General features: G+C 58.4%; 19 protein-coding genes and 1 pseudogene. 10 read left to right on the top strand and 10 right to left on the bottom strand.

Annotated elements, in window-relative coordinates; genetic code table 11:
• Positions 1-70: 70 nt before the first annotated feature.
• From yjiA to JFU37_RS16300, 3 genes are all read right to left on the bottom strand, one after another.
• Positions 71-1042, bottom strand: a complete 972-nt coding sequence (gene yjiA / locus JFU37_RS16310) for a GTPase (protein ID WP_201116252.1) — start codon at positions 1040-1042, stop codon at positions 71-73.
• Between the two features lie 141 nt (positions 1043-1183).
• Positions 1184-1381 carry a YbdD/YjiX family protein gene (locus tag JFU37_RS16305; protein WP_007895266.1) on the bottom strand — a complete coding sequence of 66 codons (198 nt, stop codon included), beginning with the start codon at positions 1379-1381 and terminating at the stop codon, positions 1184-1186.
• Between the two features lie 15 nt (positions 1382-1396).
• Complete coding sequence (locus tag JFU37_RS16300) at positions 1397-3463, bottom strand: carbon starvation CstA family protein (protein ID WP_201116250.1); 2067 nt, start codon at positions 3461-3463, stop codon at positions 1397-1399.
• A 160-nt stretch (positions 3464-3623) separates the two neighbouring features.
• On the opposite strand from JFU37_RS16300, the gene JFU37_RS16295 reads away from it, so the two are divergent.
• The gene (locus tag JFU37_RS16295) at positions 3624-3992 is read left to right on the top strand and encodes a PilZ domain-containing protein (protein ID WP_201116248.1); all 369 of its coding nucleotides are present in this window, start codon (positions 3624-3626) and stop codon (positions 3990-3992) included.
• Between the two features lie 130 nt (positions 3993-4122).
• Here the strand turns inward: JFU37_RS16295 and radA are convergent, their stop codons facing one another.
• On the bottom strand, positions 4123-5490 hold the full coding sequence (gene radA / locus JFU37_RS16290) for a DNA repair protein RadA (protein WP_140669448.1): 1368 nt from the start codon (positions 5488-5490) through the stop codon (positions 4123-4125).
• 613 nt (positions 5491-6103) lie between these two features.
• On the opposite strand from radA, the gene mscL reads away from it, so the two are divergent.
• The gene (gene mscL, locus JFU37_RS16285; protein ID WP_201116246.1) at positions 6104-6517 is read left to right on the top strand and encodes a large-conductance mechanosensitive channel protein MscL; all 414 of its coding nucleotides are present in this window, start codon (positions 6104-6106) and stop codon (positions 6515-6517) included.
• A 130-nt stretch (positions 6518-6647) separates the two neighbouring features.
• On the opposite strand, the gene JFU37_RS16280 is transcribed toward mscL, so the two are convergent.
• Positions 6648-7424 (bottom strand): ferredoxin--NADP reductase, encoded by a 777-nt coding sequence (locus JFU37_RS16280; RefSeq protein ID WP_201116243.1) that lies wholly within the window; start codon positions 7422-7424, stop codon positions 6648-6650.
• A 322-nt stretch (positions 7425-7746) separates the two neighbouring features.
• On the opposite strand from JFU37_RS16280, the gene JFU37_RS16275 reads away from it, so the two are divergent.
• Both JFU37_RS16275 and JFU37_RS16270 read left to right on the top strand, forming a co-directional pair.
• Complete coding sequence (locus JFU37_RS16275; RefSeq protein ID WP_201116241.1) at positions 7747-8466, top strand: autoinducer binding domain-containing protein; 720 nt, start codon at positions 7747-7749, stop codon at positions 8464-8466.
• Between the two features lie 162 nt (positions 8467-8628).
• On the top strand, positions 8629-9753 hold the full coding sequence (locus JFU37_RS16270; protein WP_201116240.1) for a methyltransferase: 1125 nt from the start codon (positions 8629-8631) through the stop codon (positions 9751-9753).
• A gap of 70 nt (positions 9754-9823) precedes the next feature.
• On the opposite strand, the gene JFU37_RS16265 is transcribed toward JFU37_RS16270, so the two are convergent.
• Genes JFU37_RS16265 through JFU37_RS16255 form a run of 3 tightly spaced genes read right to left on the bottom strand, consistent with a single transcriptional unit; the run spans position 9824 to position 12493 of the window.
• Positions 9824-9991 carry a DUF2474 domain-containing protein gene (locus JFU37_RS16265; protein ID WP_201116518.1) on the bottom strand — a complete coding sequence of 56 codons (168 nt, stop codon included), beginning with the start codon at positions 9989-9991 and terminating at the stop codon, positions 9824-9826.
• 57 nt (positions 9992-10048) lie between these two features.
• Positions 10049-11056, bottom strand: coding sequence for a cytochrome d ubiquinol oxidase subunit II (gene cydB, locus JFU37_RS16260; protein ID WP_201116239.1), 1008 nt, complete (start codon positions 11054-11056; stop codon positions 10049-10051).
• Positions 11057-11059: 3 nt separating this feature from the next.
• Complete coding sequence (locus JFU37_RS16255) at positions 11060-12493, bottom strand: cytochrome ubiquinol oxidase subunit I (RefSeq protein WP_201116238.1); 1434 nt, start codon at positions 12491-12493, stop codon at positions 11060-11062.
• Between the two features lie 486 nt (positions 12494-12979).
• On the opposite strand from JFU37_RS16255, the gene JFU37_RS16250 reads away from it, so the two are divergent.
• From JFU37_RS16250 to JFU37_RS16240, 3 genes and pseudogenes are all read left to right on the top strand, one after another.
• On the top strand, positions 12980-14218 hold the full coding sequence (locus JFU37_RS16250) for an MFS transporter (protein ID WP_201116237.1): 1239 nt from the start codon (positions 12980-12982) through the stop codon (positions 14216-14218).
• An 89-nt stretch (positions 14219-14307) separates the two neighbouring features.
• Positions 14308-14586: pseudogene (locus JFU37_RS16245) on the top strand (type II toxin-antitoxin system RelE/ParE family toxin).
• A gap of 13 nt (positions 14587-14599) precedes the next feature.
• Positions 14600-14887 (top strand): HigA family addiction module antitoxin, encoded by a 288-nt coding sequence (locus JFU37_RS16240; protein ID WP_201116236.1) that lies wholly within the window; start codon positions 14600-14602, stop codon positions 14885-14887.
• Positions 14888-14893: 6 nt separating this feature from the next.
• On the opposite strand, the gene JFU37_RS16235 is transcribed toward JFU37_RS16240, so the two are convergent.
• On the bottom strand, positions 14894-15445 hold the full coding sequence (locus tag JFU37_RS16235) for a DJ-1 family glyoxalase III (RefSeq protein ID WP_201116235.1): 552 nt from the start codon (positions 15443-15445) through the stop codon (positions 14894-14896).
• Between the two features lie 66 nt (positions 15446-15511).
• The gene (locus JFU37_RS16230) at positions 15512-15967 is read right to left on the bottom strand and encodes a DUF4879 domain-containing protein (RefSeq protein ID WP_201116234.1); all 456 of its coding nucleotides are present in this window, start codon (positions 15965-15967) and stop codon (positions 15512-15514) included.
• A 214-nt stretch (positions 15968-16181) separates the two neighbouring features.
• Here JFU37_RS16230 and JFU37_RS16225 point away from each other — a divergent pair, with 214 nt between their 5' ends.
• From JFU37_RS16225 to JFU37_RS16215, 3 genes are all read left to right on the top strand, one after another.
• Positions 16182-17477, top strand: a complete 1296-nt coding sequence (locus JFU37_RS16225) for an NCS2 family permease (RefSeq protein WP_201116232.1) — start codon at positions 16182-16184, stop codon at positions 17475-17477.
• Complete coding sequence (gene trmA / locus JFU37_RS16220; RefSeq protein WP_201116230.1) at positions 17474-18553, top strand: tRNA (uridine(54)-C5)-methyltransferase TrmA; 1080 nt, start codon at positions 17474-17476, stop codon at positions 18551-18553. The genes JFU37_RS16225 and trmA overlap by 4 nt, the downstream gene beginning before the upstream one ends.
• Positions 18554-18763: 210 nt before the next feature.
• Positions 18764-19672, top strand: a complete 909-nt coding sequence (locus JFU37_RS16215) for a LysR family transcriptional regulator (protein WP_201116228.1) — start codon at positions 18764-18766, stop codon at positions 19670-19672.
• Positions 19673-19786 lie beyond the last annotated feature (114 nt).

The following is a 19786-nucleotide window of genomic DNA, read 5'->3' as shown; positions in this document are numbered from 1 at the left end:
CGACACCGATCAATTGTGGGAGCGAGCTTGCTCGCGATGGCAGCATCAGGCCCGCTGAAAATGTCAGGCCTTACTCCGCCGCCACCCGCGCAAACCCTTCACGAATCTTCTCTTCCGGTAATTCGTCGGCAATAAACACGATCACGCTCTCGCGCGTTTCGTCTTCCGCCCACTCTGTGTCCCAGTCGAAGCCGTAAAGCTTCAGCACCCCCTGAAACACCATGCGCCGCGGTTCGCCCGCGATGTTCAACACACCTTTGTAACGCAGCAGTTGTTTGCCATGGTCTTCCAGCAATTCGTTCATAAACTCGCTGAGCTTGTCGATATCCAGCGGCTTGCCAGTGCGTAGCACCAGGCTGGAAATACGATCGATGGAAGGCGCCTTGCCCACGGGTCGCAAACTCATGCCGCCACCGAGGTCGGCATTGAGGTTGAAACCGCGAACGTCGAGTAATTCAGCCAGGTCGATCTTGCCGTGGTCGACCACACGGATCGGTGCGCGACGGTTGATACGGGTCAGGCGCTCGCTGAGCGCGGTAAAGGTGGGTTCGTCCACCAGATCGCGCTTGCTCACCAACAAACGGTCGGCGAAACCGATCTGCGCCTGGGCGATGGTCTGGGTCAGGTGAGTGTCGGCGTGAGCCGCGTCCACCAGGGTGATGATGCCGTCGAGGATGTAGCGCTCGCGCAGTTCTTCATCGATGAAAAAGGTTTGTGCCACCGGTGCCGGGTCGGCCAGTCCGGTGCATTCGATCACCAGACGGTCGAACGCGATTTCGCCACTGTCCAGGCGTTCAAGCAGCAGGTACAGGGCTTTGGTCAAGTCGGTATGGATGGTGCAGCAGACGCAGCCGTTGGACAGCGTCATCACTTGCACCGGTTCGTCTCCCAACAATTGGGTGTCGATGCCGGCGTCACTGAATTCGTTTTCGATCACGGCGATTTTCAGGCCGTGCTCGGCTTTGAGCAGGTGACGCAACAGCGTGGTCTTGCCGGCGCCGAGGAAGCCGCTGAGGATCGTGACCGGGATGGGAGATAGCAAACCTGATTCTCCTTCAAAAATGAGGGCGCAAAAATAACTGTAGGAGCGAGCTTGCTCGCGATGAACACAAGGACAACGCGTGCATTCAGCAAGCACGCGTTATCGTTGACGTCCATCGCGAGCAAGCTCGCTCCTACAGGGTTAACAGCACTTCGGTCCGCCCTTGCCACCGTAACGAGCTTCCTGGCGTTCGCGAAAGAACATTTCGTAGCTCATCACCGGTTTGTCCGGGTGTTTGGTTTGCATATGCTCGACGTAATTGTCGTAGTCGGGCATGCCGACCATCAGGCGCGCGGCCTGACCGAGGTATTTACCGAGGCGACTCAGGTCATTGAACATGCTTGCAATCCTCGATTACGCGTCCGGCACGGCGTGGAATGGCGCTTCTTTATCCGTACGTTCCTTGGTGCCCCAGGCGGCGATGCCGACCTTGAGCGCATAGAACAGAATGCTGAAGACCACGAACAGGAACAGCGCCGTCAGCGTGGCGTTGGTGTAGGCGTTGTAGATCACGTGTTGCATCTGCGTGATGTCCTTGGCCGGGGCGAGGATCTGACCGTTGGCCAGCGCATCGCTGTATTTCTTCGCCAGCGACAGGAAACCAATCGCCGGGTTGGCGTCGAACAGCTTGATGAAGCCGGCCGTGACGGTGCAGATCAGCAGCCACACGGCGGGCAGCATGGTGACCCAGACGTAGCGCTGGCGTTTCATTTTGATCAGCACAACGGTCGCCAACATCAGCGCGATTCCGGCCAGCATCTGGTTGGAGATCCCGAACAGCGGCCACAAGGTGTTGATCCCGCCCAAGGGGTCGATCACGCCTTGGTACAGCAGGTAACCCCACATCGCCACGCAACCCGCCGTTGCGATCAGGTTGGCGGTCCAGGATTCAGTGCGTTTCAGCGCCGGCACAAAAGAGCCGAGCAAGTCCTGCAGCATGAACCGTCCGGCACGGGTGCCGGCATCCACGGCAGTCAGGATGAACAGCGCTTCGAACAGGATCGCGAAGTGGTACCAGAAGGCCATGGTGTTTTCACCCGGCAGCACACTGTGCAGGATTTGCGCGATACCGACCGCCAGGGTCGGCGCGCCCCCGGCGCGAGCCAGGACGGTGGTTTCACCGATGTCCTTGGCCACCGCTTGCAGGGCTTCCGGCGTAATCGCGAACCCCCAGCTGCTGACCGTTTGCGCGACTTGCATCACATCACCCCCGACGATCGCCGCCGGGCTGTTCATGGCGAAGTAAACGCCAGGCTCGATCACCGAAGCGGCCACCATCGCCATGATGGCCACGAAGGATTCCATCAACATGCCGCCGTAACCGATGTAACGGGCATGCCCTTCACTGGCCAACAGTTTCGGCGTGGTGCCGGAGGCAATCAGTGCGTGAAAACCGGACACCGCACCGCAGGCAATGGTGATAAACAGGAACGGAAACAGACCGCCCTTCCACACCGGCCCGGTGCCATCGATGAACTGGGTCAAGGCCGGCATTTTCAGCACGGGCATGGTCACCAGAATACCGATGGCCAGCGCCACGATGGTGCCAATTTTGAGGAAGGTCGACAGGTAATCGCGCGGTGCCAGAATCAGCCACACCGGCAGCACGGCCGCCACGAAACCGTAGCCGATCAGCATCCAGGTGATCTGAATCCCGGTGAAACTGAACGCTTTGGCCCAGAACGGATCAGCGGCAATCTGCCCACCCAGCCAGATCGAACCCAGCAGCAACAGCACCCCGACCACGGAGATTTCGCCGATGCGGCCCGGGCGGATGTAGCGCATGTAAATGCCCATGAACATGGCGATCGGGATGGTCGCCATCACCGTGAAAATACCCCACGGGCTTTCGGCCAGGGCCTTGACCACGATCAGCGCCAGCACCGCGAGGATGATGATCATGATCAGGAAGCAGCCGAACAGCGCAATGGTGCCGGGGATGCGGCCCATTTCTTCACGGACCATGTCGCCCAGGGAACGGCCGTTGCGGCGGGTGGACAGGAACAGGACCATGAAGTCCTGAACCGCACCGGCCAGCACCACCCCGGCAATCAGCCACAGCGTACCGGGCAGATAGCCCATCTGCGCGGCCAGCACCGGACCCACCAGCGGCCCCGCGCCAGCGATGGCGGCGAAGTGGTGACCGAAGAGGATGTGTTTGTTGGTCGGCACATAGTCCAGACCGTCATTGTTGAGCACGGCGGGGGTGGCCCGTCGCGGGTCGAGCTGCATCACATTGTTAGCGATAAACAGACTGTAATAACGATAGGCAACCAGATAGATAGCGACTGCTGCGACCACGATCCACAAGGCATTGATTGCCTCGCCTCGGCGCAATGCCACGACACCCAGGGCGCACGCGCCTACGATTGCCAGCAGCAGCCAGGGCAGATGGCGTAGCAGGCTATTATTATTTTTCATTTTATGATTCCAGCCAAGGTGGACAAGAAAGACAGCCACCCCGAGTTTAGCGCTCCTGACGGCAAAGACCATACCCCGACATTGGTCTAGAGGCCTGCCTGCGCTGGCAGCCTTGGACAATGCGGGTCTATAGTCAGCGAACCTTTCCGAGGATTGCGCCATGAGCGACCACCCTGCCAATCGCCGCCGCTTTAAACGTATTGCGTTCGATGCCAGAACCGAGCTGAGCCAGGGGGAGTTCACCTGGCCGGTGAAGCTGATCGACCTGTCGCTCAAGGGCCTGCTCATCGAGAAACCCGAGCCGTGGCTGGGTAATCGTGACTGGCATTTCCTGGTCGATATTCATCTGAACGCCGACGTCGAGATCAAGATGGATGTGATGTTGACCCACGATGACCTTGGCCAGCTCGGCTTTGTCTGCAAACACATCAGCCTGGAATCCATCGAGCGCCTGCGACGCTTGATCGAACTCAACCTGGGCGATTCGAAGGAGCTTGAACGAGAACTGGGTGCCCTGATCGAAATCTGACGACTAGCGCTATTCCACTGTGGGAGCGAGCCTGCTCGCGAAAGCGGTGTGCCAGTCAGCATCAATGCCGGCTGACAGATTGCATTCGCGAGCAGGCTCGCTCCCACAGGGACAGCTCCCTGACAAAAATTTATTCGAACAATGCGTCGAGGGCCTGTTCCAGGCGCGTTACGGCAATAATCTGCAAGCCTGGCGGCGCCTCTTTCGGCGCATTGCCCTTAGGCACGATGGCGCGCTTGAAGCCGTGCTTGGCAGCTTCTTTCAAACGTTCCTGACCGCTTGGCACCGGGCGCACCTCACCAGACAAACCCACTTCGCCGAACACCAGCAAGTCATGGGGCAATGGCCGATTGCGCAAACTGGACATGACCGCCGCCATCAGCGCCAGGTCGGATGCCGTTTCCAACACCTTCACCCCACCGACCACATTGAGGAACACGTCCTGATCGTGGGTCGGAATGCCACCGTGACGGTGCAACACCGCCAACAACATCGCCAGTCGATTCTGATCCAGGCCCAGCGTGACCCGGCGCGGATTGGCCAGGTGACTGTCATCGACCAGTGCCTGGACTTCCACCAGCATCGGCCGGGTCCCTTCCCACGTCGCCATGACCACGCTGCCCGGCACTTCTTCCTGAGCACGGGTCAGGAAAATCGCTGACGGGTTGGAGACTTCTTTCAGGCCTTTGTCGGTCATGCCGAACACGCCCAGTTCATTGACGGCGCCGAATCGGTTTTTCACCGCCCGCAGCAGACGCAAGCGTCCATCGGACTCACCTTCGAAATACAGCACGGTATCGACCATGTGCTCCAGCACGCGCGGTCCGGCCAGCGCACCTTCTTTGGTCACGTGGCCGACGAGGAAAATCGCTGTTCCACTCTGCTTGGCATAGCGCACCAGCAATGCCGCACTTTCACGAACCTGGGACACGCCACCCGGCGCCGATTGCAGTTGTTCAGTGAAAATCGTCTGGATCGAGTCGATCACCATCACCTTGGGCTTTTCGACTCGAGCCGTGGCGATGATGGTTTCGATGCAGGTTTCGGTCATCACCCGCAGCTGATCCTGGGGCAATCCGAGACGACGGGCGCGCATGGCCACTTGTTGCTGGGATTCTTCGCCAGTGACATAGAGCGCCGGCATGCTCTTGGCCAGGTTGCACAAGGTTTGCAGGAGAATGGTCGATTTACCGATGCCAGGGTCACCGCCGATCAGCACCACCGAGCCGTCCACCAGTCCGCCACCCAGCACGCGATCCAGTTCGCTGGAAGCGGTGGAAAAACGGGGGATTTCCTCGACGCTGACTTCGGCCAGGGTCTTGATCTGCGCCTGTTGCCCGGTCCAGCCGGTGCGCCCGCTGGGAGGCGCGGCACCGCCACTCTCGACCATGGTTTCTGTCAGGGTGTTCCAGGCCCCGCACTCGCCGCACTGGCCGGCCCACTTGGGGAAAGTCGAGCCGCACTCGGTGCAGCCATACATGCGCTTGGCCTTGGCCATCTGAACTCCCGGCAAAAACCGCGATGATAACTCAGGTGGACCGGATCAGCGCGACGCTGTGGCGTGGCAGATCTTCTGGCAGCAACTTTACCGAATGAATGAACGATATTAAACGGATTGTGACTTGTGAAAATCTGTACAACTTTCAGCCCTCTTCTAAAATTTCCAATCAATTATTTGACTTAAATCTGTACAAGCCTTTAACAACTAAAATATGGCTGTACAACCTCTCCCCTGATAATCAGAGCTCTAATATAGACATGCAACTCTCGACCCCTCCACAAGTGAAGTCATATTGCCACTCATGCCGTGTCGATATTTCTACACCCTGATCAACTCAAACATGAAACTTCATTTACATTCAAACTACCCAGCACTGCCAGCTATCTACAGAAACAAACATAGAAATGCTCATCGGACCGAGCATGATTACGCCCGCAAAAATCCTCGTCCCGAGCGAACAGCCTGGATAAGAATGACGGCATTCTTTGTTAGCTTATCACCGGGGACCCGGTCGCTAGCGGCAAGCGCTGGCAGCGGGTGTTTCGAGCAGGATGCGTTTTGCTGAATTACACTGCGCTCACCAACCTCATCAGTCACAAGGAAATAACCAATGGGCGTGCTAAATGAGTTCAAGGCCTTCGCAGTCAAAGGCAATGTGGTCGACATGGCCGTCGGTATCATCATCGGCGCCGCGTTCGGCAAGATCGTAACGTCGTTCGTCGGCGATGTCGTGATGCCACCCATCGGCCTGCTGATTGGTGGGGTGGACTTCAGCGACCTGGCCATTACGCTCAAAGCCGCCGACGGCAACATCCCAGCGGTGATGTTGGCATACGGTAAATTCATCCAGAGCATGATCGACTTCATTATCGTCGCCTTCGCGATCTTCATGGGCGTCAAAGCCATCAACCGCCTGAAACGCGAAGAAGCTGTCGCCCCCACGCTGCCGCCGGTTCCGACCAAGGAAGAGGAGCTGCTGGAAGAGATCCGCGATCTATTGAAGGCCCAGAACAATCGGCCATAGCGGAAGAAGAAACGCCCCTGTAGGAGCGAGCTTGCTCGCGATGATCGCTAACGATAACGCGTGTTTACTGGTTAAACACAGCGCTCTTGAGTCCATCGCGAGCGAGCTCGCTCCTACAGGCGCCGTTTTATTACCAGTAGTTTTCCACTGCCACTTGCGCGGGGCGACGGCTGAGGCTCAAGTGCATATCGCGTTGTTTAAGCAACTGGCGCGTGTCATCAATCATCTGCGGATTGCCGCAAAGCATGACCCGTGAGTGCTCAGCCGTCAGGGCTGCGCTGGCTGCCCGCTCCAGCTCGCCACTCTCGATAAGGGCAGTGATTCGGCCACTCATGGCGCCCGGATGCTCCTCCCGAGTGACGGTGGCAATGAACTGCAATTTGTGTGCGAACTCCGCCAGATAATCGCGCTGCGCCAACCCCGCAATCAGCTCCTGATAGGCCAGTTCCCGGGCTTCGCGCACGCTGTACACCAGTATGATCCGCTCGAATTTTTCCCAGACCTCGAAGTCCTGCAGAATCGACAGGAACGGTGCTACGCCGGTGCCTGTGGATAACAGCCACAAGTCACGCCCGTCGACAAAGCGATCAAGCGTCAGGTAACCAAAGGCCTGACGGTCGACCAGCAACGTATCACCGACTTCCAGGCGGCTTAATTCACTGGTGAATTCGCCGCCCGGCACGACGATTGAAAAGAACTCGAGAAATTCGTCATAGGGCGACGACACCATGGAATAGGCGCGCCATACCGTGCTGCCGTCAGCCTTGGTCACACCCAACCGGGCGAATTGCCCGGCACGAAATCGGAAGCCAGGGTCCCTGGTGGTGCGTAACGTGAACAGGTTCGGGGTCAACGGCCGAACGTCGAGCAATGTCTGGCGCGTGAATTTTTCTACGCTGGCGGTCATGGGGTGCTCCGTTGAACTGGCAGCCCTAGTTTCCCCCAAAGCATACGAATTAAACACTGACGATTTGTAGTGACTTTGATATCAACTCTCAAATACCACTTTAACTAACTGGGTTAACACATAGATTAATAGCAATCACATTAATGCCGTCATTCAAAAACTCTGCAAAAAATTCAATCCGCATTAGAACTGAATATTTATTTTTATAAGCGAATAATATCGAAATTTTTAGACACATCTATCGGAATCATCCTACACTCGCAAGGTGCTGGATCTCGGATCCAAAAAGCGTCCCCGCGTAAATTTACACTTGGAGATCCCAATGGAGAGGTGGAAGGAATCGCAGCTCAATCAACTTTTGTGTACAACCGATATCGATACTGCCTATCGAATTTCACTCAGTTTCGCGAAAAACATCGGGTTCAAATTTTTCGCCTTTTCAACAACCTGTGCAGCAAAGACCGGCCCGACGAACACCGTGCGATTAAATAACTACCCGCCGGATTACAACACCGAGTATGAACAGAAGCAGCATCGCGACATTGATCCGGTAGTAGCTCATTGCAATCAGAGCATGATGCCGATTCTGTGGAGTGAAGAATTGTTCTCCAAGGTTTCATGGTTATGGGACGCGCTTGAGTACCAAGGTTTGCAGTTCGGCTGGTCGCACTCCGTTCATGACGAAGAAAGCGGCCTTTGCAGCATCTTGAGCCTGGCCCGCAGCCATTGCCCGATTACAGCGCTGGAGTTGTATGAAAACCTTGGTTTTTCAATTTTCATGGGGCGGCATCTGCATCGACTGATGGCGAAGACGTTTCCCAGGCTAGCCGTGAAACCGTCTCCACCGCAGTTATCACAACGTGAAATCGACGTATTGAAACTGGCAGCGGATGGCAAGACTGCGGGCGAGAGTGCCGTCATCCTCAATGTCACCCCGCGCACCGTTAACTTTCATGTGCAGAAGGTGATTGAAAAATTCAAGGTCAATAATAAGCTTTCGGCCGTCATCGCCGCCGCCAAGGCCGGCTATCTCCCCGGATGATCAAAAAACCCACGAGTATTCCAAAAGAAAAAAACGTACCATTTGCAGTCCCTCCTGAGTGAGATCGTGCCAACCCGCACGATGCAGTCCACTCGGCCGGTTCTGCCCGCGACAATGCCTCTTGGCGGCGGGACACCCGTTGATTACCAAGAGCCCCGCCCCATGCCTTTGCTCGAAACACCCTTCGCCCGCCTCGACCTGATCCGCCAGCCCGAACAGCAGAACGAACCGCTGCAAGCGTTTGATGCCGCAGACGAGTACCTGCTCAATTATCTGGCCGAACAGCAGCCGTCCATCGAGACTCGGGTGCTGGTGCTCAACGACAGCTTTGGCGCATTGGCCGCCAGTCTGGCGGGCAAGGTTCAGGTGATTAGCAGTGGCGACTCGTTCCTGGCCTTCCAGGGGCTGGAAAAGAATCTGATTCGAAACGGCCAGGCGTTTGATGCCGTGCCGAGCGTACCCGCCAGCGAAGCGTTCGTGGGTCCGTTTGACCGGGTACTGATCCGGGCACCGAAAACCCTGGCCCTGCTGGAAGAGCAACTGATCCGCCTGCAAGGCTGTCTGGCGCCCGGCGCCCAAGTCATTGCCGCCGCCATGATCAAACATTTGCCCCGTGCGGCGGGCGATCTGCTGGAGCGCTATATCGGCCCGGTGCACGCCTCGCTGGCCGTGAAAAAGGCTCGGTTGCTGATTGCTGACGCGCAATCCAAAACACCTGCGGTATCGCCTTATCCTTCGCGCTATCAACTCGACGCACCTGCAATCGAACTGCTTAACCACGCCAATGTGTTCTGTCGCGAAGGTCTGGATATCGGTACACGAGCATTTCTGCCGCACTTGCCAAAGAATCTTGGCGCTGCGCGGGTCGCGGACCTCGGTTGCGGTAACGGTGTTCTGGCTATCGCCAGCGCACTGCAGAACCCTGAGGCTCACTACACGCTGGTGGACGAGTCGTTCATGGCCGTGCAATCGGCGGCCGAAAACTGGCGCGCGGCGCTGGGTGAGCGGGAGGTGATCGTGCGTGCCGGTGATGGCCTGGCCGGCCAGGAACCTCAGTCGCTGGATGTGGTGTTGTGCAACCCACCGTTTCACCAGCAGCAAGTCGTCGGCGACTTTCTCGCCTGGCGTATGTTCCAGCAGGCGCGCGAGGCGCTGGTGGTCGGCGGCGCGCTGTACATCGTCGGTAACCGTCACCTGGGTTATCACAGCAAGCTGGCGCGCTTGTTCCGCGGCGTCGAACAAGTGGCGGCCACACCCAAGTTCGTGATCCTCAAAGCGCGCAAATAGTCGCAGGTAAAAAAAACCCTCCATAACTGGAGGGTTTGAATCCGTGCCACAAAGCAACGGGATGGGAATTTCAGTGCGTGGTCAGGCCTGCGGCATTCATGAACATGCGCATCAGGCTCGCGACGATGAACAGCGCTACCACGCTGCCGGTCCAGATCATCACCAGCCAGCCAAGTCGCTGCCAGAGCGGCTTTTTCTCTGCGGCCTCGATTTCCTGCAAGGAATGTTTACCCGCCATCATCGCAATCTCCTCTGAAACGGAGCAGGTATCAGCCCTGCGCCATTGTCGTGTGCTCTAGTGGTAACCATCTTCGTGGGTCACCTTGCCGCGGAACACGTAGTAGCTCCAGAAGGTGTACCCCAGGATGAACGGGATGATGAACAGCGTGCCCACCAACATGAAGCCTTGGCTTTGCGGTGGTGCGGCGGCGTCCCAGATCGAGATCGACGGCGGCACGATGTTCGGCCACAGGCTGATGCCCAAACCGCTGTAGCCGAGGAAAATCAGCACCAGGGTCAACAGGAATGGCGTGTAGTGCGCATTGCGAGCCACGGCGCGGATCAGACCGTACATGGTCACCAACACCAGGATCGGCACCGGCAGGAACCAGAACAGGTTAGGCAGGGTGAACCAGCGCGCCGCAATCTCGGCATGGGCCAACGGGGTCCAGATGCTGACGATACCGATCACCGCCAACACTACGAACGCCAATGGCCGCGCCAGGTCGTGCATCTGCTCTTGCAACTTGCCTTCGGTTTTCATGATCAGCCAGGTGCAACCGAGAAGCGCATAAGCCACCACCAGCGCCAAACCACAGAACAGGGTGAACGGCGTCAGCCAATCCAGTGAGCCACCGGCAAACTGACGGTTGACCACCGGCAGCCCGTCAATGAATGCACCCAGCGCCACGCCCTGGAAAAACGTCGCAGCGACTGAACCGCCAATGAATGCCTTGTCCCAGAGATGACGCTTGTCGTCCCTGGCCTTGAAGCGGAATTCAAAAGCTACGCCGCGGAAAATCAGCCCGATCAGCATGAAAATCAACGGCAGGTACAACGCCGAGAGCACCACCGAATAAGCCAGTGGGAAGGCGCCGAACAACGCCGCGCCGCCCAGTACCAACCAGGTCTCGTTGCCATCCCAGACCGGCGCAACCGTATTCATCATCACGTCGCGGTCGGTCTTGCCCTTGATGAACGGGAAAAGAATCCCGATCCCCAGGTCGAAGCCGTCCATCACCACATACATCATGATGCCGAAGATGATGATCACGGCCCAGATCAGCGGAAGATCAATACCCATGATTCAAATCTCCTTGGTCAGGCTGGGGCTGTGCTCGCCATCATCGTCAGCAGCGGACAGCGGACGCGCCGGCGTGCGTTTCTGGCCGGGACCACCGTCATTGGTTTCCTTGCCTTCGTCGATCTTCGGCCCTTTGCGCACCAGACGCATCATGTAGCCAAGGCCTGCACCGAACAGCGCGAAATACACCACAACGAACATGATCAGCGTGATGCTCATCTGCATGAAGCTATGGTTGGAAGACGCATCCGCCGTGCGCATCAGTCCGTAGACCACCCACGGCTGACGGCCGATTTCAGTGGTGAACCAACCGGCGAGAATCGCGATCAGGCCGGCCGGTCCCATCCACAACGCCAGGTACAGGAACGGTCTCGAGGTATACAGCGTGTCGCGTTTGCGCAGCCACAGGCTCCACAAACCGGTGAAAATCATCAGGAAGCCCAGGCCGACCATGACGCGGAATGACCAGAACACGATGGTCGAATTTGGCCGGTCTTGCGCTGGAAACTCCTTGAGCGCCGGCACCTGTTTATCCAGGGAGTGCGTCAGGATCAGGCTACCGAGGTACGGAATCTCGACCGCGAACTTGGTCTTCTCGGCTTTCATGTCCGGCCAGCCAAAGAGGATCAGTGGCGTCGGTTCATCACCGACGTTTTCCCAGTGACCTTCGATCGCGGCTATTTTCGCCGGCTGATGCTCAAGCGTATTGAGGCCATGGAAGTCACCGATGACGGCCTGAATCGGCGCGACGATCAAGGCCATCCACATGGCCATCGAGAGCATGGTGCGGATCGCCGGGTTGTCCTTGCCACGCAGCAAATGCCAGGCCGCCGAAGAACCGACGAAGAAAGCAGTGGCGACGAACGCCGCCGTGGCCATGTGCATCAAGCGGTAGGGGAACGACGGATTGAAGATCACCGCCAGCCAATCCACCGGAATGACTTGGCCATTGACGATTTCATAGCCCTGCGGCGTCTGCATCCAGCTGTTGGAGGCGAGAATCCAGAACGTCGAAATCAGCGTGCCGATGGCGACCATGACCGTGGCGAAGAAGTGGAGTTTGCGTCCGACCTTGTTCCACCCGAACAGCATGACACCGAGGAAACCGGCCTCAAGGAAGAAGGCCGTGAGGACTTCGTACGTCAGCAATGGCCCGGTCACGGAACCGGCAAAGTCCGAAAAGCGGCTCCAGTTGGTGCCGAACTGATAGGCCATGACCAGCCCGGAGACCACGCCCATGCCGAAGTTGACCGCAAAGATCTTCGACCAGAAGTGGTACAGATCGCGGTACGTGTCGTTATGGGTTTTCAGCCACAGGCCTTCGAGCACCGCCAGGTAACTCGCGAGGCCAATGGTGATGGCAGGAAATAGAATGTGAAACGAAATGGTAAACGCGAACTGAATCCGGGCGAGATCAAGAGCCTCCAAACCGAACATAAGTCTTCCTCTGTCAGGTAATACCGGCTGAAGGCTTGCGGCCTACACCCACTGCCCCCCCACGGATATGGAGTGTGGCGAATTTGAATTCGTTCTCTTTTGCACGCATCACAACGTAGGGAGTCTGGCCATCTGGCCGCAGGATCAATTCCACGAATGGTCTTGACCTGGATCAAGCAACGTTAAAAGAGTAGTCCCATTTTTGACGATAGACGGTGTGGTCTTTTGCCGCGTGACAGGTTGCCTCATAGGCCCGGCAATCAGTCGCAACACATTCCCTGTGGGAGCGGGCTTGCTCGCGAAAGCGGCGTATCAGTCGAAATCAATTTGCCTGACACACCGCTTTCGCGAGCAAGCCCGCTCCCACAGGGAGATTTCCGCGCTGTCCAGATCGGTGTCTAGCTAACTAAATTGCCGCTCCTTGCAACTTCTGGTTACAGCTTGGTGATAATCTCGACCCTCCCCTCGTTCAAGACCTGCCTTCAGATGCCCAGCCAAGCGCCCTTGCTGTTACGTCATCACCGCCCTTTCATTGCGTTCTGGCTGGCTCGGGTGTTTACCGCCAGCGGATTTCAGATGCTGACGGTGGCCATTGGCTGGAACCTCTACCAACTGACCGGCAACGTGCTCGATCTGGGTTTGGTGGGTCTTGTGGAGTTCGCCCCGCGGGTATTGTTCATGCTGCACACCGGGCATGTCGCAGACCGCTATGACCGGCGCAAGGTCGCGGCGATCTGCCAGTCCGTGCAAGCGTTGATCGCACTGTCGCTGGCGATCGGTAGTGCGACCGACCATGTCACCCGCGAGATGATCTTCATCCTGGCGTTCCTGCTCGGTGCTGCGCGCTCCTTCGAGATGCCGACGACGCAAGCCTTGCTGCCGAGCATCGTGCCCAACGCGTTGTTCCCCCGCGCCGTCGCTGCAGCACAATCGGCGCAACAATCGGCAACGATCGTCGCCCCGGCCCTCGGCGGGTTGCTCTACGCCTTCGGCAGCGTCTGGGTCTATGGCCCGACCGTGATCCTCTACCTCATCGCATGCTCACTGATGCTCAACCTCCCGGCCCGGCAAACGCCGTTGAACAAGGGCAAGGCCACCCTGGATTCGTTACTGGCGGGCATCCGTTTCATCCGCAGCCGTCCGGACATTCTCGGGGCGATCTCCCTGGACCTGTTTGCCGTATTGCTCGGCGGCGCGACTGCGTTGCTGCCGGTGTTCGCCAAAGACATTCTGCTGACCGGCCCGTGGGGTCTGGGCCTGCTGCGTTCGGCGCCGGCGGTGGGGGCGTTGCTCATGTCGCTGTTCCTGGCGCGATTTGCCGTGGAACGCAACGTCGGACGGGTGATGTTCACGGCGGTAGGCATTTTCGGTGTCGCGACCATCGCCTTCGGCCTGTCGACCTCCTTCTGGTTTTCCCTCGCAGTGCTAGTGGTGTTGGGCGCGGCAGACATGATCAGCATGGTGATCCGGGCGTCCTTCGTGCAACTGGAAACCCCGGACGAAATGCGTGGCCGCGTCAGCGCCGTGAACGGTCTGTTCATCGGCGCTTCGAACCAGTTAGGCGAGTTCGAATCCGGCATCACCGCCCATTGGTTCGGCACCGTGCCGGCGGTGGTCATGGGCGGCATCGGTACACTGGTGGTCACCGGTACGTGGATCAAACTGTTCCCGACCCTGGCCAACCGCGACCGCATGCGTGTGCCGGTGGAAGAAGCCAAGGTTTGATGCACAGCAGTGGTGAAGCACAAATTTGCCGACCAGGTGCAATACATAGATAATGCATTGAGTGTAATGTAACGCCTTACACTCATCCCATGATCATTTCCTTTCAGCACAAAGGCCTTCGTGGCTTCTATGAAACAGGTTCGACTCGCGGGATCCGTGCAGACCATGCGAAGCGTCTGTCTCGAATGCTGCAATTCATGGACCGCGCAGTGGTACCTGGCGACCTCGACCTACCGGGATAGCGATTGCACCCGCTCAGGGGAGAGTTGACTGAGTACTGGTCACTGAGCGTTTCGGGAAACTGGCGGGTTGTTTTTCGTTTTATCGGTTCGGATATCGAGCTGGTCGACTATCTGGACTACCACTGACAGGAGGCAGGACATGCCCTTGCACAACCCGCCACACCCTGGCGAAACACTTTTGATGGATGTATTGCCCGAGCTGGGCATCAGCGTCACGGAACTGGCGCGGCACCTGGGGTTTGCGCGCCCGCATTTTTCACGGGTCCTGCATGGCCACGCGCCGATCAGTCCAGACCTGGCGGTACGTCTGGAGCGAGCCGGAATCGGCAAGGCCCGGATGTGGCTAGGTGTTCAGACCGACTACGATCTTTGGCAAGCAGAGCAGCGTGAGCAACCGGTCATCAAACCTCTCGCCGTCCACGTCTGACCGTCTCTAAACCAGCAACGCCCCCGCCACCGCTGCCCGCATGGCTTTGCCGCAGAGTTGTTCCACCAACACTAACGCAAATGGCAGTGCCGCGCCCGAGCCTTGGGCGGTGATGCAGTTACCATCGACCACCACCGGTTGATCGACGAAATTGCAACCCAACAGTTGGTGACTGGCCGATGGCAGGCAGGTCATGCGCCGCTGACGCAAAACGCCGAAGGCTTGCAGCGCCACTGCAGGGGCCTCGGCGATGCCGGCGAACAGACGCCCGGCCTTCGCTTGATCCTTGATCAATTGTTGCAAGGGTTGATGGGCGGCCAGATGTTGCGACCCGACCACCCCGCCGGGCAGGACGATCAGGTCGAACGGCTGGGCCAGCAAATCCACCAGCATCGCATCAGCCGTCAATCGGGTGCCGCGGGCACAGGTGAGCATGCGCCGCCCTTCAATGCTGGCCACCACCACTTCAACCTTGGCGCGACGCAATACATCGATCAACGTCACTGTTTGCAGGTCATCGATGCCCTCGGCGAGGGTAATCAAAGCTCTAAAAGTCATGGGTACAGTCCACAGGATGATCTTTAAAGCGTAGTCAGCTTTCCTGTCCCTTGTTCGAGCCTGCCGTTACTTGATGTAAAGCTGTGTCGACATTGTGTTGCCTGGCGCATTGATGGACGTGTCGCTGAAGGTGAACGTGCCCTCCTCCTTGCCTGACAGACCGAAGACATACACATAACCGACGGTCTTTCTCCCTACCGTGCAATCGGTCAGGTTGCCGTTATCGAAGGCACAGACTGGGGTGCGAGTACCGCTCACCTCAAAACCGTCGAGCCCGACCTGCGCCCCCCTGCCGTAGCCAACTTCCAGCACGTAAATCTTGATGTTCGGCCCCGTGTGATTGCAGACGGTCTGCTCTTGCCCCGGTGCAATGTCTTCAAAGCCACAGCCCGGCGACTCGACTTTGACCACGTTCACCTGGCTCAACGGTGGCGCCGATGCCGCCAATGTGGTCTGCGCCCCCAGAAACAGGGCAATCAATACGCTGAATGCCGCAATCACACGCTTTTTCATGCAATACATAGGTACCCCCAAAACCAGCGCGCAGTATGGCTCACTTGGCTTAAGTGCAAAACATCGACGACGATCGCAGCCATAAGCAGCCACAGCCCCACGCTGCTGGTATGATGCGCGGCTTTTTCCGACCCACAGAAAATTACCAGGCGCCTGCTGCGGTCTGTGCTTTGCTGTTGAGGTCGATACATTCACGGCGCCCGGCGCGCCACGGGGAGCAGACATGCTGGAAAGGCTGTTTCAACTCAAGGCACACAACACCAACGTGCGGACCGAGATTCTAGCGGGCGTCACGACCTTTTTGGCAATGGCTTACATTCTGTTCGTCAACCCGAGCATCCTCGGCGAGACCGGCATGGACAAGGGCGCGGTGTTTGTCGCGACCTGCCTGGCGGCCGCCATCGGCTCCACCGTGATGGGCCTGATTGCCAACTACCCGATCGCCCTCGCGCCGGGCATGGGCTTGAACGCCTTCTTCACCTACACCGTGGTCCTGCACATGGGCCACACCTGGCAAGTGGCGCTCGGCGCGGTGTTCATTTCGGCGGTGCTGTTCTTCCTGCTGTCGATCTTCCGTATCCGCGAATGGATCATCAACAGCATCCCGTTGCCGCTGCGTTCGGCGATTGCTGCCGGTATCGGCCTGTTCCTGGCGCTGATCGCCCTGCATAACGCGGGCATCGTGGTCAGCAACCCGGCGACCATGGTCGGCCTCGGTGACCTGAAGCAACCCGCTCCAATCCTTGCGACCCTCGGTTTTGCCCTGATCGTTGCCCTCGAAGCCCTGAAAGTGCGCGGCGCGGTACTGATCGGGATTCTGGCGGTGACCATTGTTTCCATCCTGATGGGCTTCACTCCGTTCGGCGGCGTGATGTCGATGCCGCCGTCACTAGCCCCGACGTTCCTGCAACTGGACATCAAGGGCGCACTGGACATCGGTCTGGTCAGCGTAATTTTCGCCTTCCTGTTCGTCGACCTGTTCGACAACTCTGGCACGTTGATCGGCGTCGCCAAGCGCGCCGGCCTGATGGGCAAGGACGGCCACATGCCGAAAATGGGCCGCGCCCTGATCGCCGACAGCACCGCGGCCATGGCCGGTTCGCTGTTGGGCACCTCGACCACCACCAGTTACATCGAATCCGCAGCCGGCGTGAGTGCGGGTGGCCGCACCGGCCTGACCGCTGTGGTGGTCGCGATTCTGTTCCTGCTGGCGCTGTTCTTCTCACCACTGGCCGCCAGTATTCCGCCATTCGCCACGGCACCGGCACTGCTGTTCGTCGCGGTACTGATGACATCCGGCCTGGCCGAAATAGACTGGGACGACATCACCGTTGCCGCACCGGTCGTGGTCACCGCCCTGGCCATGCCGTTCACTTATTCCATTGCCAACGGCATCGCCTTCGGCTTCATCGCCTGGACCGGGATCAAATTGCTGTCCGGCCGCGCCCGTGAACTGAACCCGGCGCTGGTGATTCTGTCGATTCTGTTCGTGATCAAGTTGGGTTGGTTCAACGCATGACTTTTGATTCCCAGGCCTACGCTGTTCAGCTCGAAGAAAAGGTCACGCGCCTGCGTGATCTGTTGGCTCCGTTCGATGCGCCCGAGCCGGCGGTTTTCGATTCGCCGCTGCAAAACTTCCGCCTGCGTGCCGAATTCCGCCTGTGGCGCGAAGGCGGCGAGCGGCACTACGCGATGTTTTCCCAGGAAGACAAACGCACGCCGATCCTGATCGAAGCGTTTCCGATCGCCAGCCTGCGCATCAATGAGTTGATGCCGCAACTGAAGGCGGCATGGAAAGCGAGCGCGGCGCTGAGCCACAAATTGTTTCAGGTGGAGTTCCTGACCACCCTGGCCGGCGATGCAATGATCACGCTGTGCTATCACCGCCCGCTGGACGAGCACTGGCACGCGGCGGCCTCGAAACTGGCGGCCGACCTGAACGTCAGCGTCATCGGCCGATCCAAAGGTAAACGCGAAGTCATCGGTCACGATTATGTGGTCGAAAAGCTGGAAGTCGGCGGTCGCACGTTCAGCTACCGTCAGCCCGAAGGCGCGTTCACCCAGCCCAACGGCACCGTCAACCAGAAGATGCTCAACTGGGCGTACGACGCAATCGGTGATCGCTCCGACGATTTGCTGGAGTTGTATTGCGGCAACGGCAATTTCACCCTGCCGCTTGCGACCCGCGTGCGCAAAGCGCTGGCCACCGAAATCAGCAAGGCATCGGTCAATGCGGCGCTGAGTAACCTCAGCGAAAACGCTGTGGATAACGTCACCCTGGTGCGCTTGTCCGCCGAAGAGCTGACCGAAGCGCTGAACGAAGTGCGGCCGTTCCGTCGCCTGCACGGCATCGACCTGAAGAGCTACGAATTCGGTAGCGTCTTTGTCGATCCACCTCGCGCCGGTATGGACCCGGACACCTGCGAGCTGACGCGTCGCTTCGACAACATCCTGTACATTTCCTGCAACCCGGAAACCCTGGCCGCCAACATCGCCCAACTGCACGACAGCCACCGCATCACTCGGTGCGCGATGTTTGACCAGTTCCCGTGGACTCATCACATGGAGTCCGGGGTGTTGCTGACCCGGCGGTGATTGCAGCCGGCCGATACAAAACAGCCGTCAGTACGACGGCTTTTTTGTGGGCGCTCAATCGGTGACCTGACTTCAGTCATCCGAACTTGAGGCTAGCGTTCCAAATCGTCCCAAGCACGGCAATCAAGGGACAAAAATGGTAAGCAATCCTTTCGCCAATTTGATAAACACTGCATCAAGCCCTTCAATTGATCCCCGGTGTAATCAATCATGCAGCGAACATTCGATGATCTTCAGCTCGGCAGCATCGAACTGTTTTGCCTGGCCGCCGAGGCCGGTAGCTTTACCGCTGCCGCGCTGGTGGCCGGTGTAACGCCGGCGGCCGTGAGCCGTTCGGTGTCGCGCATGGAAGAACGCCTGGGTGTGCGGCTGTTCGCCCGCACCACCCGCAGCGTGAAACTGACCGACAGTGGCCGGCGTTATTACGAAGAATGTCGTCAAGCGCTGGCGCAACTGATCGAAGCCCAGCGTGAGGTCATGGGCCAGCAGCAGCAACCTTCCGGCACGCTGCGCATCAGTATTCCCACCACCTATGCCCACCACCGCATTCTGCCGTTGCTGCCTGAATTTCGTGCGCGGTTCCCGTCGGTGAAGGTCGAGTCGCACATCAGTAATCGCAACATCGATTTCGTCGGTGAAGGCTATGACATGGCCATTCGCGTGCGAGCCATCCCGGATTCAGGCCTGATCGCCCGACACCTTGAAGACGCGGCGCTGGTGATGATTGCCAACCCCGATTACCTGAAGCGCGCGGGCACGCCACAAACACTGGACGACCTCAAGCAGCACGAATGCATCCAGTACGAATTACCCAGCAGCGGTCGGCGAATCGCCTGGCTGTTCAATGACAATGGCGAGCCGCGGGAGATTCTCGCTGACGGCAATCTGAGTTGTTCCGACGATGTGCTGGGGGTGACACTGGCGAAACACGGGGCGGGGCTGTTTCAAACCTATCGCTTCATCGTCGAAAACGAACTGGCCGATGGCTCGCTGGTGGAGGTGCTCAAGCCTTTTGGTGGACGCTCACGGCCGTTCACCCTGCTCTATCCGCAAAGTCGCCACGTACCGTTGCGGTTAAGGGCGTTTATTGATTTCCTGGTTGAGCACCTGCCCCGCTAAAAGATCGCAGCCTGCGGCAGCTCCTACAAGGGGCACGCGTTCCAAATGTAGGAGCTGCCGCAGGCTGCGATCTTTTGCTTTTGTGCGATCACCGCACACATAAACCCGATGCGG

It is taken from the genome of Pseudomonas sp. TH41 (genome assembly GCF_016650695.1).
GTDB lineage: Bacteria > Pseudomonadota > Gammaproteobacteria > Pseudomonadales > Pseudomonadaceae > Aquipseudomonas.
The sequence above is the reverse complement of the archived record's forward strand: the minus strand, read 5'-3'. Positions and strand labels throughout refer to the sequence as shown.

Coding starts and splice junctions, on each gene's coding strand:
- JFU37_RS16305 (WP_007895266.1), bottom strand. CDS start 1,381: ATGTTCAATGACCTGAGTCGCCTCGGTAAATACCTCGGTCAGGCCGCG.
- JFU37_RS16300 (WP_201116250.1), bottom strand. CDS start 3,463: ATGAAAAATAATAATAGCCTGCTACGCCATCTGCCCTGGCTGCTGCTG.
- JFU37_RS16295 (WP_201116248.1), top strand. CDS start 3,624: ATGAGCGACCACCCTGCCAATCGCCGCCGCTTTAAACGTATTGCGTTC.
- radA (WP_140669448.1), bottom strand. CDS start 5,490: ATGGCCAAGGCCAAGCGCATGTATGGCTGCACCGAGTGCGGCTCGACT.
- mscL (WP_201116246.1), top strand. CDS start 6,104: ATGGGCGTGCTAAATGAGTTCAAGGCCTTCGCAGTCAAAGGCAATGTG.
- JFU37_RS16280 (WP_201116243.1), bottom strand. CDS start 7,424: ATGACCGCCAGCGTAGAAAAATTCACGCGCCAGACATTGCTCGACGTT.
- JFU37_RS16275 (WP_201116241.1), top strand. CDS start 7,747: ATGGAGAGGTGGAAGGAATCGCAGCTCAATCAACTTTTGTGTACAACC.
- JFU37_RS16270 (WP_201116240.1), top strand. CDS start 8,629: ATGCCTTTGCTCGAAACACCCTTCGCCCGCCTCGACCTGATCCGCCAG.
- JFU37_RS16265 (WP_201116518.1), bottom strand. CDS start 9,991: ATGGCGGGTAAACATTCCTTGCAGGAAATCGAGGCCGCAGAGAAAAAG.
- cydB (WP_201116239.1), bottom strand. CDS start 11,056: ATGGGTATTGATCTTCCGCTGATCTGGGCCGTGATCATCATCTTCGGC.
- JFU37_RS16255 (WP_201116238.1), bottom strand. CDS start 12,493: ATGTTCGGTTTGGAGGCTCTTGATCTCGCCCGGATTCAGTTCGCGTTT.
- JFU37_RS16250 (WP_201116237.1), top strand. CDS start 12,980: ATGCCCAGCCAAGCGCCCTTGCTGTTACGTCATCACCGCCCTTTCATT.
- JFU37_RS16240 (WP_201116236.1), top strand. CDS start 14,600: ATGCCCTTGCACAACCCGCCACACCCTGGCGAAACACTTTTGATGGAT.
- JFU37_RS16235 (WP_201116235.1), bottom strand. CDS start 15,445: ATGACTTTTAGAGCTTTGATTACCCTCGCCGAGGGCATCGATGACCTG.
- JFU37_RS16230 (WP_201116234.1), bottom strand. CDS start 15,967: ATGTATTGCATGAAAAAGCGTGTGATTGCGGCATTCAGCGTATTGATT.
- JFU37_RS16225 (WP_201116232.1), top strand. CDS start 16,182: ATGCTGGAAAGGCTGTTTCAACTCAAGGCACACAACACCAACGTGCGG.
- trmA (WP_201116230.1), top strand. CDS start 17,474: ATGACTTTTGATTCCCAGGCCTACGCTGTTCAGCTCGAAGAAAAGGTC.
- JFU37_RS16215 (WP_201116228.1), top strand. CDS start 18,764: ATGCAGCGAACATTCGATGATCTTCAGCTCGGCAGCATCGAACTGTTT.